This window comes from Pseudarthrobacter sp. PvP090, assembly GCF_040547365.1.
Classification (GTDB): Bacteria; Actinomycetota; Actinomycetes; order Actinomycetales; family Micrococcaceae; genus Arthrobacter.
Map to the genome: position 1 here is coordinate 1 of NZ_JBEPPO010000003.1, position 14,103 is coordinate 14,103.

Below are 14,103 nucleotides of genomic sequence, written 5' to 3' on the forward strand. Positions count from 1 at the left end.
GGTCCCATTCCGAACCCGGAAGCTAAGACCCACAGCGCCGATGGTACTGCACCCGGGAGGGTGTGGGAGAGTAGGTCACCGCCGGAACATCATTACACGGTCGAGAGCCCCAACCACCAGGTTGGGGCTCTCCCGCATTTAACCCCAAAACCACAACCGGCACCCACCCTCAGCTCCTGGTTCAGGGTCCAGGTCCTCGACCTCCGGCTCCGGCGCCGCAGGAGCAAAGCGGCGTCAGCGGGGACGGGTGAGGTCACCCGCAGCGGCGGGAGGCCGCCGTCGTCGGGCGCCAAGGGGGCCGGGGGCGTCGCCCCGGAACGTGCAGGATCTGAGGGAGCATCGGGGCGGGTCCTGCGCCAGCTGAGGGAGCGTCCGCTGATGGCGAAATAATGCCTCGAAAGGCGCCGATTCCCGGGTTTTTCCTCAAAAAAGGCCGAAAACACGCGGAATTTGCCACCTCGGCGGCGGCAAGCTGGTAAGTTTTCGGACAGTGGCTTGTGCGCATGCCGTGTGCAGGCTCCAGAAATCATGACCGTCCAGGAGGACATAAATGGCTAAGAACCGTAGTGAACTTGTTGCAGAGGTAGCAGGCAAGGCCGGCACCAGCCAGGCAGCCGTCAACTCCGTGCTGGATGCACTGTTCGAGGTCTTCGAGACCTCTGTCGCCGCCGGCGAAAAGATCACCATCCCGGGCTGGCTCGCAGTTGAGCGCACCGACCGTGCAGCTCGCACCGGCCGCAACCCGCAGACGGGCGAGACCATCCAGATCGCCGCGGGCCACAGCGTCAAGCTGACCGCCGGCTCGAAGCTGAAGGCTGCGGTCTCCAAGAAGAAGTAGTCTTCTGTGAACGCTTGAAGGAGCGGCGACCCTCTGGGTCGCCGCTCCTTTTTGGTTAACCACCAGGCCCGGCGCCCGTGCCCGGGCAGGTGATGGGCAGCGCCCGATTCGGCGGGCAGGCGGGGCGTAGCGGACAATGGAACTGTGCCTTCCGCAGCAAATCTCCGTGCCACCACCGCCGCTCCCACCCCGACCGGGGGCGGGCGGGGCGCCGCTGCGGGTTCCGGCGCAGTCTCCCGGGCCTGGCTGTTCGCCGGCCTTGCCGCGCTGTTCCTCGGGCTTGTCGCCGCGCTGGTGTTCTCCGGCGCCGCGGCCGCCCGCGAGGTCTCCGACCCGGGCGCCCTGGTCCGCTGGGGCCTGCCGGTCAGCAAGGCTGTGCACAACATCGCGCTGGCCACAGTGATCGGCGGCTTGCTCTTCGCCGTCGGTATCCTGCCCCGCTCCCTCGCCGGCTCCCGGTCCAAGGACAGGGACGCCCCGGAACATCCCGCCTTCACCCGGACGCTGGCGGTCACCGCCGCCGCCGGGGCCGCCTGGACGCTGTCTGCGATTGCCGTGCTGGTGCTGAGCTACTCGGACATCGCCGGCCAGGCGATCTCCGGGGATCCGGAGTTCACCCGCTCCTTGGTCTATTTCATGACCGACATCGAGACCGGCCGCGCGTGGCTTGCCGTTGTTATCATCGCCGCCGTGGTCACCACCGCCCTCTTTGGCGTCCGCTCCCGGGGGGCCCTGGCGGCCACCCTGGTGCTCTCCCTCATCGGACTCGTCCCCTCAGCGCTGATCGGACACTCCGCCAGCTCCGCAGACCACGAAGGCGCCATCAACTCGCTCGGCCTGCACCTGGTCGGGGTGTCGGCCTGGGTGGGCGGCATCATCACGCTGGCCCTGCTCTCCGGCACGCTGGGAGGCGCCATGTCCGGTGCGAAGTCCGGCGGCCGCCCGGATATCACCGAGCCGACGTTCCGGCGCTTCTCCGCCTTGGCTGGCTTCGCCTTCGTCCTCGTCTTCGCCTCCGGCGTGATCAACTCCAGCATCCGCCTCACTTCCTGGAACGACCTCTTCGGCTCGGCCTACGGGCAGCTGATCCTGGCCAAAGCCGCAGCGACCCTCGTCCTCGGCGGCATCGGCCTGATGCATCGGAGCTGGGTCATCCCCCAGCTGGGCAGCCAGGGAGGGGGGCTGTCCGCCCGCCGCGTGCTGTGGCAGCTCGTCGTTGCGGAGCTGCTGATCATGGGGGCGACGTCGGGAATCGCCGTCGCGCTCGGCCGCTCGGCGCCGCCGCAGGGCGAGGCCCTGGCGCCGGACGCCTCGCCGGCTTTCATCGTCTCAGGCTACGAACTGCCGCCGGAGCTCACCCCGGAGCGCTGGCTGACCGAATGGCGCCCCGACTGGCTCTGGGTCGCCGTCGCGGCCTTTGGCTTGGTGGCTTACATCCTCGGAATGCGAAAGGTCCTCCGGCGCGGGGACTCCTGGTCCTGGTTCCGGGCCGTCAACTGGGTGATCGGGCTAGGGGTTCTCACATACGTGACCTCAGGTCCTCCGGCGGTCTACGGCCGGGTGCTGTTCTCGGCGCACATGGTGGACCACATGGCGCTGACCATGGTGGCCCCCATTTTCCTGGTCCTTGGCGCCCCGGTGACGCTGGCCCTGCGTGCGCTCACGGCGCGCCGCGACAGCTCCCGCGGCCCGCGGGAATGGCTGCTGATCCTGATCCACTCGAAGTTCTCCCAGCTGGTGACGCATCCGCTGTTCGCCGCCGCCAACTTCGCCGGCTCGATCGTGCTGTTCTACTACTCGGACGCGTTCGGGTACGCGATGCGGGACCACGTGGGCCACGAACTGATGAACCTGCACTTCGCCCTCACCGGCTACATCTTCGTGCTCACCATGATCGGCACCGACCCGCTGCCCCGGCGCGCGCCGTACCCCATGCGGCTGCTGCTCCTGCTGGCCACCATGGGTTTCCACGCCTTCTTCGGCGTCGCGATCATGGGCGGCACCGGACTGCTGGCCGCGGACTACTTCGGCAACCTCGGCCGGGCCTGGGGCCCGTCAGCCCTGCTGGACCAGCAAATGGGCGGCGCTGTGGCCTGGGGCATCGGGGAAGTGCCCACTCTGCTGGTGGCGATCGGCGTCGCCGTCCAGTGGTCCCGTTCCGATGCGCGGGAGTCCAGGCGCACCGACCGGGCGGCGGACAGGAATAACGACGCCGATCTCACTGCTTACAACGATATGTTTGCCAAGCTGGCCGAGCGCGATGCCCGGCTGGCCGAACGCAACTCAAAGCTGGAAGGACGCTCATGACCGAAACCGTACGCACCCACCTCCGGGTCCGGGCCTCCGAGCTGGTGGGCCGCAACTGGCTCAACACCGGCGGGAAATCACTGGACCTGGAATCCCTGCGCGGCAAGATCGTGCTGCTCGACTTCTGGACGTTCTGCTGCATCAACTGCCTGCACGTGCTGGACGAACTCCGTCCGCTCGAACAGCAGTACTCCGACGTCCTCGTCACGGTCGGCGTGCACTCCCCGAAGTTCGAGCATGAGGCGGATCCCGTGGCCCTGGCCGCCGCCGTCGAACGCTACGAGATCCGCCACCCGGTCCTGGACGACCCCGAGCTGGACACCTGGAAGGCCTACACGGCGCGGGCCTGGCCCACGCTGGTGGTCATCGACCCCGAGGGCTACATCGTGGCGCACCTCTCCGGTGAAGGCCACGCCGATGGCCTCGCCGTGCTCATCCCGGAGCTGATCGCCGAGCACGAGGCCAAGGGCACGCTGCACCGGGGCGACGGGCCGTATGTGGCGCCGGAGCCGACGTCGGGCACGCTGCGGTTCCCCGGCAAGGCCCTGTTCCTCCCCGACGGCCGCGGCGTCGGAAGCTCTTCGGGCGCGGGTTCCTGGCTGGTCACCGACACCGGACACCACCGCCTCGTGGAGCTCTCCACCGACTTCCAGACCGTGCTGGCCACCTACGGCTCCGGCGACAAGGGCCACGCCGACGGAAATGCCGCCACGGCCCGCTTCAACGAACCCCAGGGCCTGGTCCTGCTCCCGGAGGACGTCGCCGCCGAGACCGGCTACGACGTCGTGATTGCCGATTCCGTGAACCACCGCCTGCGCGGGCTGTCCCTCGCGGGCGGCACCGTCAGCACACTGGCTGGCAACGGCGTGCAGCGGCTCCTCGAGACGGGACCGGCCCGGGTGGACGAGGAAGGCGCCGCCTACGGTGCCCGGCTGGAAGCGGATCCGCTGCAGGTGTCCCTCAGCTCGCCCTGGGACGTTGTCTGGTCCACCAAACTCCATGCCGTCGTCGTCGCCATGGCCGGCGTGCACCAGATCTTCAGCTTCGACCCGCGCTCCGGCGCCGTGTCCATCATCGCCGGCAACGGCCTCGAGGGCCTGCTCGACGGCCCGGCCGAGGAAGCCTGGTTCGCCCAGTCCTCCGGCCTCGCCGAGGACGCCGACGGCAACATCTGGGTGGCGGACTCCGAAACCTCGGCGCTGCGCAAGCTCGTGATCGGCGACGGCGGGGCCGTCACCGTTGAGTCCGCAGTCGGCAAGGGCCTGTTCGACTTCGGCTTCCGCGACGGGAAGGCCTCCGAAGCCCGTCTGCAGCACCCGCTGGGCGTCACCGTGCTGCCGGACGGCTCGGTGGCGATCGCAGACACCTACAACGGTGCCGTCCGCCGCTATGATCCTGCCTCGGGCACGGTTTCCACCCTGGCGCGCGGGCTGTCCGAGCCCTCCGACGTGATTGTGGACCACACCCAGGTCGCCGGCGCCGAGCCGCTGCTGGTGGTGGTCGAGGCGAACAAGCACCAGCTGGTGTACGTTCCGATCCCCAAGGAAGCGCAGCAGGTGGATGAGGGCGCGGCCCAGACCCACCGGCCCAAGAGCCCCGTGGCTCCCGGGCTGCTGGAGCTGTCGGTCCGCTTCACCGCGCCGACGGGCCAGAAACTGGACGACCGCTGGGGCGACCCGACCCAGCTGAAGATCTCCTCGACCCCGCCGGAACTGCTGCTGGCCGGCGGCGGAACATCGGTGGGACTGCAACGCACCCTGGAACTCTCCGCCGACGTGCCGGAGGGCGTACTGCACATCACCGCCCGCGCCGCTGCCTGCGACGGCCCGGAGGACGCCGACGGCGAGATCCCGGACCACGCCGCCTGCCACCTGTACCAGCAGGACTGGGGCATCCCGGTGCTGGTGCAGGCCGACGGCGACACCGAGCTGGTGCTGGACCTGCGCGGAATGGACTGACATCCGCCGCAGCGGCCAGGTTTTGGCTGCTGTCCGTGACCGTCGCGGCACGGACAGCAGCCTTTCGGCTTTCACCCGGCACCCGGATCCGCGCGGCTAGTAGCTCAGGAGCGGGGTGACCTTGATGGTGTCGGCGTCGATGTCCAGGCGCGTGGTGAAGCTGAAATCGTGGACGGTGTCGAGGTCGGTCACGGCCCCGGTGAACAGATCCACCTGCTCGGCCTGGATCCGTGCTTTACCGTTCAAGGGCGCCACCACCCAGCGTCCGCCGAAGGGTTCGATGCTGACGGCGGGGTACTCGGTGATGCTCCAGTCGATGGTGCCGTCGATGACCCGGTTGTAGGTGGTGTGGTAGAACGGGCAGTCCGGCTGGAGCATCTGCTGCTTGTCGGCCGTGTCGGCGCAGATGTCCAGGAACTCGTTCACCTTGCTGCCCACCGCGTTTTTCAGCCCGTCGGTGGCTTCTGTCATCAGGTTCAGCGGTGGCACGGGGACGTCCCTGCCGGACACCGTGGCCTTGGTGGGTGCGGCGGAGAAGTACTCTCCGGCCAGGGAGGCCTCGTACTCGCCGGGGTAGAAGACGGCGAAGGAGTTACGGCCATTGGGCATGTTCACGGGAACGCCGTTGAGGGTGGCCTCGCTGGCATTGACCACCGTGACGTCCAGGACCGGAAGGGCACCTGGAACAAGCGCCCATTTGTGGAAAAACAGCCAATCCGTGCCGGATCTCTCCACCAGGAACTCGGTCCGCAGCTCGCTGCCGTCTAGCGTGTAGTCGATCGGCACCATGACCTGGTTGTTGCCGCGGTCCTCGGCATCGCCGTATTTGATGCTGTTGATCCGCGCGGTGGCGGTCTGCAGCGCCGTGCCGTCCAGCATGGCGGCGTTGCTCTGGGGAACGGAAGCGCGCAGTAGGCCTAGGGCTTTCCCGCCTTCGCCCTTCTGCAGGGCATCGAGATATTCGCGGACAGGCTGCTGCGGGCTCGCCAGGGAGTTGTTTACGACATTGATCGCGACGATGGCTCCGGCAACGGCAAGCATGAGGACCAGCAGCCACGCGGCTGCGATCCTGACCAACGCCTGACTCATTTGCACTTACCTTACGTTACCTGCACCCCACAGGATTTCCCTTGTCACAAGCGACCCTCGTGACTAGGTCCGCCTAGCGGCGGCGCCTGGGCGCGGTGCCGAAGACACCGCGCAGCAGTTCACGGCCGAGCTGGGTTCCGAGCGAGCGGGCCATGCTCTTGAGTCCGCCGCCGAGGGCGCCGCCCAGGGCCCCGGCGAGGTCTCCGGCCATGCCGCCGTCGTCCGCCGTCCGCCGTTGCGGCTGCCGGGGTTCCTCCCTGGGCTCCTGCCGGGAGGGTGCCGGAGCCGGCCGGCTGCTGGGGCGGCCCAGGATTTCCTCCTCGATCCGGCGTGCCTCGGCGTCGACGTCGGAAGTGCCGCCGGGGGCCGGGGCGGGGGCCGCCGCGCCGCCGTCCGCCGCGGCCTCCCCCGCGATCTTCTCGTAGGCGGAGACGTTGTCGACGGCGGTGCCGTACTTGGGCAGCAGCGCCGAGTCGGCCACCGTGCTGGAGATCAGGGTGTCGACGCTGGGCCCCATGACGGATTCCGGCGCGCGCAGGCGCGTGAGCGCCACCGGCGTCGGGGCGCCCTTCTCGTTCATGACGGTGATGACCGCCTCGCCGATCCCGGCGGAGGTGAGGGTTTCCTCAAGATCGTAGTCGCTCATCGGGAACGTGGAGACGGTGGCTTTGAGCGCCTTGGCGTCCTCCGGCGTGTAGGCGCGGAGGGCGTGCTGCACGCGGTTGGCGAGCTGCCCCAGGACTTCCGCGGGGACATCCTTGGGGGTCTGGGTGACGAAGAAGATGCCGACACCCTTGGACCGGATCAGCCGCACAGTGGTGGTGATGGCGTCGAGGAACGCCTTCGAGGCGCCGTTGAACAGCAGATGGGCCTCGTCCAGGAAGAACACCAGTTTGGGCTTGTCCAGGTCACCGGCCTCGGGCAGGTCGTCGAACAGGTCGGCCAGCAGCCACATCAGGAAGGTCGAGAACAGCATCGGTTTGGTCTGCAGGGTGGGCAGCTCCAGGCAGGTGATGACGCCGCGTCCGTCCGGGGCGGTGCGCATCAGTTCGGCAGTGTCGAACTCGGGTTCGCCGAAGAACTTCTCCATGCCCTGCGCCTCGAGCGTGATGAGTTCCCGGAGGATCACACCGGCCGTCGCCTTCGACAGTCCGCCCAGTTCCTCAAGCTCGTCCTTGCCTTCCGCGGAGGTGAGGAACTGGATGACGGCGCGCAGGTCTTTCAGATCGATGAGTTCGAGGTTGTTCTTGTCCGCGAAGTGGAAGACCAGCTGCAGGCTCGATTCCTGCGTGTCGTTGAGCTCCATGATCCGGGAGAGCAGGATGGGGCCGAAGGACGTGATGGTGGCGCGGACCGGGATGCCGTTGCCGTCGCCGCCCAGGGCCAGGAACTCCACAGGGAACGTCTTGCCGGACCAGGGCTGGCCAATCCCGGCCGTGCGTGCCATCAGCTTTTCGCTGCCCGTGGCGGCCGAGGCCAGCCCGGACAAGTCGCCCTTGATATCCGCCAGGAACACCGGAACCCCGGCGGCGGAGAGCTGCTCGGCCATCATGTGCAGGGTGACGGTCTTGCCCGTGCCGGTTGCCCCGGCCACCAGCCCGTGGCGGTTCATCATGGACAGCGGCAGCCGGACGGGGGCTTCCTTGTGGACTTCGCCGTCGATGATCGCTGCGCCCAGCTCAATGGTGGGGCCCTCGAGGGTGTACCCCTTTTGGATGGTGGCGACTTTATCTGCGGTGGATTTGATGGCCATGCGGACAGCTTAGCCGGGTCCGGCGACCCGGACCCGGCTTCGGCGGGAGTTGTTTTGGTGCTTCTATTCGGCGAGGGCCTTGAGGACTTCCTTCGCCACGTCCTCGCTGGACTGCGGGTTCTGGCCGCTGATCAGATTGCCGTCGCGCACCACGTGGGAGCTCCAGGCTGCGGCGTTCTCGACGACCGCGCCCTTGTCCTTCAGCGCGTCCTCCACGAACCACGGCGTGTTGGGGCCGGTGCCGCCGCTGAGTTCCTCCTCGTTGGTGAAAACGGTGAGGCGGCGTCCCGCGAAGGCGAACGTCCCGGCGTTGTCCGTTGCGCTCAGCAGGCCGGCTGGGCCGTGGCAGAAGGGTGCGATGATCCTGCCGGCGGAGTTCGCCGCAGTCAGGATCCTGCCGAGATCGGCGTCCTGGTAGAGATCGGTCATCGGGCCGTGGCCGCCGGGCAGGACGATCGCGTCGTAGCCGGAGGGGTCGACGTCGGCCAGCTCGCGCGGCGCGGACAGTTCGGCGTCGATCTCTGCGAGGTACCTGCGGAAGCTGTCGGCGCGGTCCTGGCCGCCGGCGGACTCGGCCGCCAGGCTCACCTCGTCCACCGTGGGCTTTGTGCCGCCGGGCGTGGCGATGTGGACAGTGTGTCCGGCGCTGCGGAGGGTCTGGTGCGAAACCACGAGTTCCTCGGCCCAGTATCCGGTGGGGTGTTCGCTGCCGTCACGCATGGTGAGGGAATCGGCGGCGGATACGACCATCAGAATGCTAGCCATGTCAGGCTCCTGTTCTGCCGGCCAGTCGGCCGGCGGTGATGTACGGGATTAAGCGGGCTGTTTCGAGTTCGGCGTCTGTCTCGTCTTCCAGCACGACGCTGGCAGCAGCCAGGCCAGGGCCACCTGTGAGTCTGTCGGGGCTCATAGGGGCGGCAACTCCATCAGCCGGCTGCGTATTCCAGCCAGCGACCCGCCCGGCGGGTTTCCCGGCCCGGAGCAGGGCAGCTGCTACATGGGCAGCGCCACAGCTGAGGCAGAAATAACCCGGAGCCCGGCGTCGTTGTCGACAGTGTGCCCGAGCCGGAATCCGGCGCGGCACCCGAGACTTCCACGCTACGAAAGGCCGGCTTTTCCGTGACTGTTCCGCTTTCCATCCTTGACCTGGCAACCATCGGCAAGGGCCAGACGGCGGCTGAGAGCCTCGCGGGGAGCGTCGCGATGGCGCAGCTTGCCGAGAAGCTGGGGTACCGGCGGGTCTGGTACGCCGAGCACCACAACATGTCGGCTATCGCCTCATCGGCCACGAGTGTGCTGATCGCCCATGTCGCAGCGCAGACCGGGACCATCCGCCTCGGCGCCGGCGGGGTGATGCTGCCCAACCACTCGCCGCTGACAATCGCCGAGCAGTTCGGCACCCTCGAAACCCTGCACCCGGGACGGATCGACCTTGGCCTGGGCCGCGCGCCCGGCAGCGACCAGAATACGCTGCGGGCCCTTCGCCGCGACCCAATGTCCTCGGACAGTTTCCCGCAGGATGTGCTGGAACTCCAGGGCTACCTGACCGGCCCCACCCGCATTCAAGGTGTGGAAGCCACCCCGGGCAAGGGCACCAATGTGCCGCTGTACATCCTGGGATCCTCGCTGTTCGGCGCCAGGCTCGCCGCGCAGCTGGGCCTGCCGTACGCCTTCGCCTCGCACTTCGCGCCGAACGCGCTGCAGGACGCCGTCGCCATCTACCGCCGCGACTTCCAGCCGTCCGCGCAGCTGGACGCCCCGCACGTGATCGCGGGCGTCAACGTGATCGCCGCGGATTCCGCGGCCGAGGCGCAGGAAATGTTCCAGGCCACCAAACGCGCCCGCGTCTCGCTGTTCTTCGGCAACGGCCGCGTGTTCAGCGACGACGAGGCGGACATGATCCTGGACTCGCCGCAGGGCCAGCACGTGGCCCAGATGATGAAGTACTCCGCCGTCGGCACCCCGGACGCGGTGCTGGAGTACCTGGACGAATTCGCAGCGCACGCCGACGCCGACGAGCTCATCGTCGCCCACCAGAGCACCGGCACCGAGGCCCGGCTGCGCTCCGTCGAACTGCTGGCAGAGGTCGCCGGGCTCGTCCGCGTCTAGCCGATCCAGCATCGCGCGGATCCGATTGGCCGGCAGCAGCCGAACCCGCCCCGGACCCGTCCCGTGCGGCGGTGGGTGTGCCGTTGACTTCACCGGGGCCCGCACCTAGCGTTAAGGCCCTCAGGGTGTCGGCCTGGTCCGCCAGCAGGTGTCAGCACCCGCAGTAGCACAGCCCAAAAATGCAGGTGTGTGTATGAAGATCAAAGCCACTGCCGCCGCGACGCTGATGACTCTCCTGGTGCTGGCCGGACTGCTCCAGGGCGCGTCATCGCCGGCATCAGCGGCCGGGACGGCCTACTACGTCAGTGATGCCGGGGACGACAGCAATGACGGGCTCTCGCCTGCGTCCGCGTGGAAGTCGCTGGAGAAGGTCAACGGCACCGTTCTGGAACCCGGTGACTCCGTCAGCTTTCGCAGGGGTGACACCTGGACCGGAGGTCTTATTGTCAACCAGAGCGGAACGGCGAGGTCGGCCATAACCATAAACGGCTACGGCAACGGAAGTCCTCCGACGATCGTGGTGGGGCAATTGGGAAGCTGCCTCAGGGTAAACGGCAGGTTCGTCGCCGTCGACGGCTTGCGCGCCGAGGGGTGCGGTTACGCGGGAATCAGCATCTACGGCGACCACGGAGTCGTCAGGAATTCGACTGCAGTCTACAACGCGGTGGGCATCCAGGTGGGGAACGGATCTGATTTCGGCAGCTATACAAACAACACCCTGGCCGACAACAACGTCATGAACGTCAATACCCCCGGGGTAGCGTGCGGAACCGCCGACGCCGTCAACTGCACCGACGATTCGGGTGCCTTCGGGATCCTCATCAACGGCAATGACAACGAGTTTTCGGGCAACACGCTCACCGGCTCCACGGCGACTTCCTACGACTTCGGCCACGACGGGAGCGCCATTGAGATCTACAACGGCAACCGGAACAGAATCCACCACAACGTGGCCATAGACAACAATGTGTTTTCCGAAATCGGGCGCTCGAACCGGACCGCCGATGGCAACAGCTTCAGCTACAACGTGATCCGGGCGGACTGCGGACCCACGTGCTCCCAGGCCACGGGCCTGATCGTCCGCGGCCCGGCTTCGTCCTTTGGGCCGACCAACGGCACCGTCTTTGAACACAACACCGTCTGGCTTGACGGGCCCGATTCCCAGGCCGTCGTGTGCCACGCGTCGTGCCCGCGGTCGACGATCATCAGGGGAAACATTCTGGTGGCTGTCCGCAATTCGGTCTGGATGGACGGTTCCGGCTGGACCGAGGAACAGAATGTCCTCAACGGCCCGACCAACATTGCCCCCAGCGGCAGCTCCACCACCGCGCCGGCACGGTTTGCGAACGCGCCCGCGGACCTGCATTTGGCGGCGTCGAGTCCCGCGATCGATCGGGCAGGTAACGGATTCTCCGGTTTGGACCTGGGCGGACAAACGGCGGCCCAGAATGGGGACTGCTCCGGCACCACCGCCGCCGATTCGGGTGCCTACGAGTACGACTCACCCGACTGCTAGCGGCCCACCGCCTTGACAAGAATAAACTGAACCGGTTTAGTAGTGCACATCACTTAACCGGTTCAGTGCTGGACGATGCAGCTGAACCCCTTCGAAGGGAACGGCCCCATGGCAGTCACCATCAGCGACGTCGCCCACGCGGCCGGCGTCAGCAAGGGTGCCGTCTCCTACGCCCTCAACGGCCAGCCCGGCGTCAGCCAGGACACCAGGGACCGCATCCTGAAGGTGGCCAAGGACCTGGGCTGGAAACCGAGCCTGCGGGCCAAGGGGCTTTCCTCCGCCAAGGCGTATGCGCTGGGCCTGGTCGTCGCCCGGGACCCCTCCCTGCTGGGAACGGACCCCTTCTTCCCCGCGTTCATCGCCGGAATCGAGACTGCGCTCACCGAGCACGACTACACCCTGGTCCTGAGTGTCGCCACCGCCCCGGGAGCCGAGGAACGCTGCTACCGGAAACTCGTCGAGAACGGCCGGGTCGACGGCGTGATCCTCACCGATGTCCGGCACAACGACTCCCGCATTGGCCTGCTGAACGAACTCAAGGTGCCGGCCGTGACACTGAACCGGCCCGACGCCAGCTCCCCGTTCCCGGCGGTCTCCGTGGACGAATCGGCCGGCATCGTCGCCGCCGTGGAACACCTGGTGGCCCTCGGACACACCCGGATCGCGCACGTCGGCGGCGGGCAGGAATACATCCACGGGCGCAGCCGGCGCAAGGCGTGGGCGGATGCGCTGGCCGCGGCCGGACTAGCGTCTGATCTCTTCGCCGCGGCAGACTTCACCGCCGCCGGCGGCGTGGCAGCCACCGCCGAACTGCTCCGGCGGAGGGACCGGCCGACAGCCATCGTGTACGCGAACGACCTCATGGCCACCGCCGGCCAGTCCTACGCCCAGTCCCTCGGGCTCAGCGTTCCCGGCGACCTGTCCATTACCGGCTACGACAACGCCGAGTTCACCCAGTACCTCAACCCGCCCCTCACCACCCTCGCCACGGACCCCATGCTGTGGGGGCGGGTGGCCGCCCAGGTGCTCCTGAACCAGCTCGCCGGAACGCACGGCGGCGGGGATACGGCCCTTCCGGCGCCCCGGCTCGTGGTCAGGGCCTCCACCGGCCCCGTCCCGGACCGCCCGCCGGCGGCCTGACGGCCCCGGCACCATCCCCAAGACACAAACCCAAGACACAAACCCAAGACACAAACCCCGTCCCACAAACCCCTCCCAAGGAGACGCAATGAAGCGCTTTTCAACTGCCACGCGAGTTCTGTCCGTGGCCGCCCTGACCATCATGGGAGCCGGCCTGGCCGGTTGCGGCGGCGGAGCCGGCGGCAGCACCGCGGAGTCCGCCACCGCGGCCAAGGGTCCCATCAAGATCTGGTACTCCAACAACGAGTTCGAGGTGAAGTGGGGCAAAGCCATGGTCGAATCGTGGAACGCCGCCCACCCGGACGAGAAGATCGATGCCCAGGAGATCCCCGCCGGCAAGAGCTCCGAGGAAGTCATCGGCGCGGCCATCACCGCCGGGAATGCCCCGTGCCTGGTGTTCAACACCGCGCCCGTCGCGGTTCCGCAGTTCCAGAAGCAGGGCGGACTCGTTCCCTTGGACTCCTTCCCGGACGGCGCCCAGTACATCAAGGAACGCACCGGCGATCTCGCGGACCAGTACAAGTCCACCGACGGCAAGATGTACCAGTTGCCGTGGAAGTCGAACCCGGTGGTGCTCTACTACAACAAGGACATCTTCACCCAGGCCGGACTCGACGCCGAGAACCCCAAGCTGGGAACCCAGGCGGAATTCGTCGAGACCGCCCGCGCCCTCGTGAAGTCCGGCGCCACGGCCAACGCCGTGTGGCCGTCCCCGGCCAGCGACTTCTTCCAGTCATGGTTCGATTTCTACCCGTTCTACGCCGCCAATTCCCAGGGCACCCCGCTGGTGAAGGATGGCAAGGCCACCTTCGACAGCGAGGAGGGCAAGCAGGTCGCCGCGATGTTCGAGACCCTCTACAAGGAGAACCTGGCCTCCAAGGAGGTCTTCCAGGGCGACGCCTTCGGCGAAGGAAAGTCCGCCATGTCGCTGGCCGGTCCGTGGGCCATCGCCGCCTACAAGGACAAGATCAACTGGGGCGCCGTGCCGGTCCCGGGCGCCGAGGCCCAGTCGGACGGTTCCACCTTCTCGGACGCGAAAAACGTCGCGATGTACTCCGCCTGCGAGAACCAGGGCACGGCCTGGGATGTCATGAAGTTCGCCACGAGCAAGGAACAGGACGGCAAGCTCCTCACCGACACCGGCCAGATGCCGATGCGCCAGGACCTCCCGGCCACCTACGCGGACTACTTCGCCACGAACCCGCTGTACACCCAGTTCGCGGAGCAGGCCGGCCGCACCGTTGAGGTGCCGAACGTCCCCAACTCCGTGGAAATCTGGCAGACCTTCCGGACCGCGTACGCCAAGTCCGTGATCTTCGGCAACGAATCCGTGGACGCCGCCTTCACGGGCGCCGCCGAGAAGGTCAACCAACTGGCAGCCCAGAAGTAGCGG

At 67.5% G+C, this 14,103-nt stretch carries 10 protein-coding genes and 1 rRNA gene; 8 read left to right on the forward strand and 3 right to left on the reverse strand.

Annotation, left to right across the window (positions count from 1 at the left end):
* The 4 genes from rrf to ABIC21_RS03765 form a co-directional block, all read left to right on the forward strand.
* A 5S ribosomal RNA gene (rrf, locus tag ABIC21_RS03750) occupies positions 1-87 on the forward strand; the annotation flags it as partial.
* 463 nt (positions 88-550) lie between these two features.
* Positions 551-838 (forward strand): HU family DNA-binding protein, encoded by a 288-nt coding sequence (locus ABIC21_RS03755; RefSeq protein ID WP_024367639.1) that lies wholly within the window; start codon positions 551-553, stop codon positions 836-838.
* Positions 839-982: 144 nt separating this feature from the next.
* Positions 983-3,145 carry a bifunctional copper resistance protein CopD/cytochrome c oxidase assembly protein gene (locus ABIC21_RS03760; protein ID WP_502935953.1) on the forward strand — a complete coding sequence of 721 codons (2,163 nt, stop codon included), beginning with the start codon at positions 983-985 and terminating at the stop codon, positions 3,143-3,145.
* Complete coding sequence (locus tag ABIC21_RS03765; RefSeq protein WP_354349076.1) at positions 3,142-5,103, forward strand: NHL domain-containing thioredoxin family protein; 1,962 nt, start codon at positions 3,142-3,144, stop codon at positions 5,101-5,103. Before ABIC21_RS03760 ends, ABIC21_RS03765 begins: the two co-directional genes overlap by 4 nt.
* Positions 5,104-5,199: 96 nt before the next feature.
* Here ABIC21_RS03765 and ABIC21_RS03770 read toward each other — a convergent pair whose 3' ends face one another.
* The 3 genes from ABIC21_RS03770 to ABIC21_RS03780 form a co-directional block, all read right to left on the reverse strand.
* Positions 5,200-6,192: a hypothetical protein gene (locus tag ABIC21_RS03770; protein ID WP_354349077.1), complete on the reverse strand. Its 993-nt coding sequence runs from the start codon at positions 6,190-6,192 to the stop codon at positions 5,200-5,202.
* Positions 6,193-6,265: 73 nt separating this feature from the next.
* Positions 6,266-7,945, reverse strand: coding sequence for a helicase HerA-like domain-containing protein (locus ABIC21_RS03775; protein WP_354349078.1), 1,680 nt, complete (start codon positions 7,943-7,945; stop codon positions 6,266-6,268).
* Positions 7,946-8,008: 63 nt separating this feature from the next.
* Positions 8,009-8,710, reverse strand: coding sequence for a type 1 glutamine amidotransferase domain-containing protein (locus ABIC21_RS03780; protein ID WP_354349079.1), 702 nt, complete (start codon positions 8,708-8,710; stop codon positions 8,009-8,011).
* A gap of 354 nt (positions 8,711-9,064) precedes the next feature.
* Here ABIC21_RS03780 and ABIC21_RS03785 point away from each other — a divergent pair, with 354 nt between their 5' ends.
* The 4 genes from ABIC21_RS03785 (at position 9,065) to ABIC21_RS03800 (ending at position 14,100) form a co-directional block, all read left to right on the forward strand.
* Positions 9,065-10,054: an LLM class flavin-dependent oxidoreductase gene (locus tag ABIC21_RS03785; protein ID WP_354349080.1), complete on the forward strand. Its 990-nt coding sequence runs from the start codon at positions 9,065-9,067 to the stop codon at positions 10,052-10,054.
* Between the two features lie 193 nt (positions 10,055-10,247).
* Complete coding sequence (locus ABIC21_RS03790) at positions 10,248-11,570, forward strand: right-handed parallel beta-helix repeat-containing protein (protein WP_354349081.1); 1,323 nt, start codon at positions 10,248-10,250, stop codon at positions 11,568-11,570.
* A gap of 108 nt (positions 11,571-11,678) precedes the next feature.
* Complete coding sequence (locus ABIC21_RS03795) at positions 11,679-12,710, forward strand: LacI family DNA-binding transcriptional regulator (protein ID WP_354349082.1); 1,032 nt, start codon at positions 11,679-11,681, stop codon at positions 12,708-12,710.
* 88 nt (positions 12,711-12,798) lie between these two features.
* Positions 12,799-14,100, forward strand: coding sequence for an ABC transporter substrate-binding protein (locus tag ABIC21_RS03800; protein ID WP_354349083.1), 1,302 nt, complete (start codon positions 12,799-12,801; stop codon positions 14,098-14,100).
* Positions 14,101-14,103 lie beyond the last annotated feature (3 nt).

What these genes read in the sequence shown, in the direction of transcription:
- ABIC21_RS03755 (WP_024367639.1), top strand. Translation starts at nt 551, where the DNA reads ATGGCTAAGAACCGTAGTGAACTTGTTGCAGAGGTAGCAGGCAAGGCC.
- ABIC21_RS03765 (WP_354349076.1), top strand. Translation starts at nt 3,142, where the DNA reads ATGACCGAAACCGTACGCACCCACCTCCGGGTCCGGGCCTCCGAGCTG.
- ABIC21_RS03770 (WP_354349077.1), bottom strand. Translation starts at nt 6,192, where the DNA reads ATGAGTCAGGCGTTGGTCAGGATCGCAGCCGCGTGGCTGCTGGTCCTC.
- ABIC21_RS03775 (WP_354349078.1), bottom strand. Translation starts at nt 7,945, where the DNA reads ATGGCCATCAAATCCACCGCAGATAAAGTCGCCACCATCCAAAAGGGG.
- ABIC21_RS03780 (WP_354349079.1), bottom strand. Translation starts at nt 8,710, where the DNA reads ATGGCTAGCATTCTGATGGTCGTATCCGCCGCCGATTCCCTCACCATG.
- ABIC21_RS03790 (WP_354349081.1), top strand. Translation starts at nt 10,248, where the DNA reads ATGAAGATCAAAGCCACTGCCGCCGCGACGCTGATGACTCTCCTGGTG.
- ABIC21_RS03795 (WP_354349082.1), top strand. Translation starts at nt 11,679, where the DNA reads ATGGCAGTCACCATCAGCGACGTCGCCCACGCGGCCGGCGTCAGCAAG.
- ABIC21_RS03800 (WP_354349083.1), top strand. Translation starts at nt 12,799, where the DNA reads ATGAAGCGCTTTTCAACTGCCACGCGAGTTCTGTCCGTGGCCGCCCTG.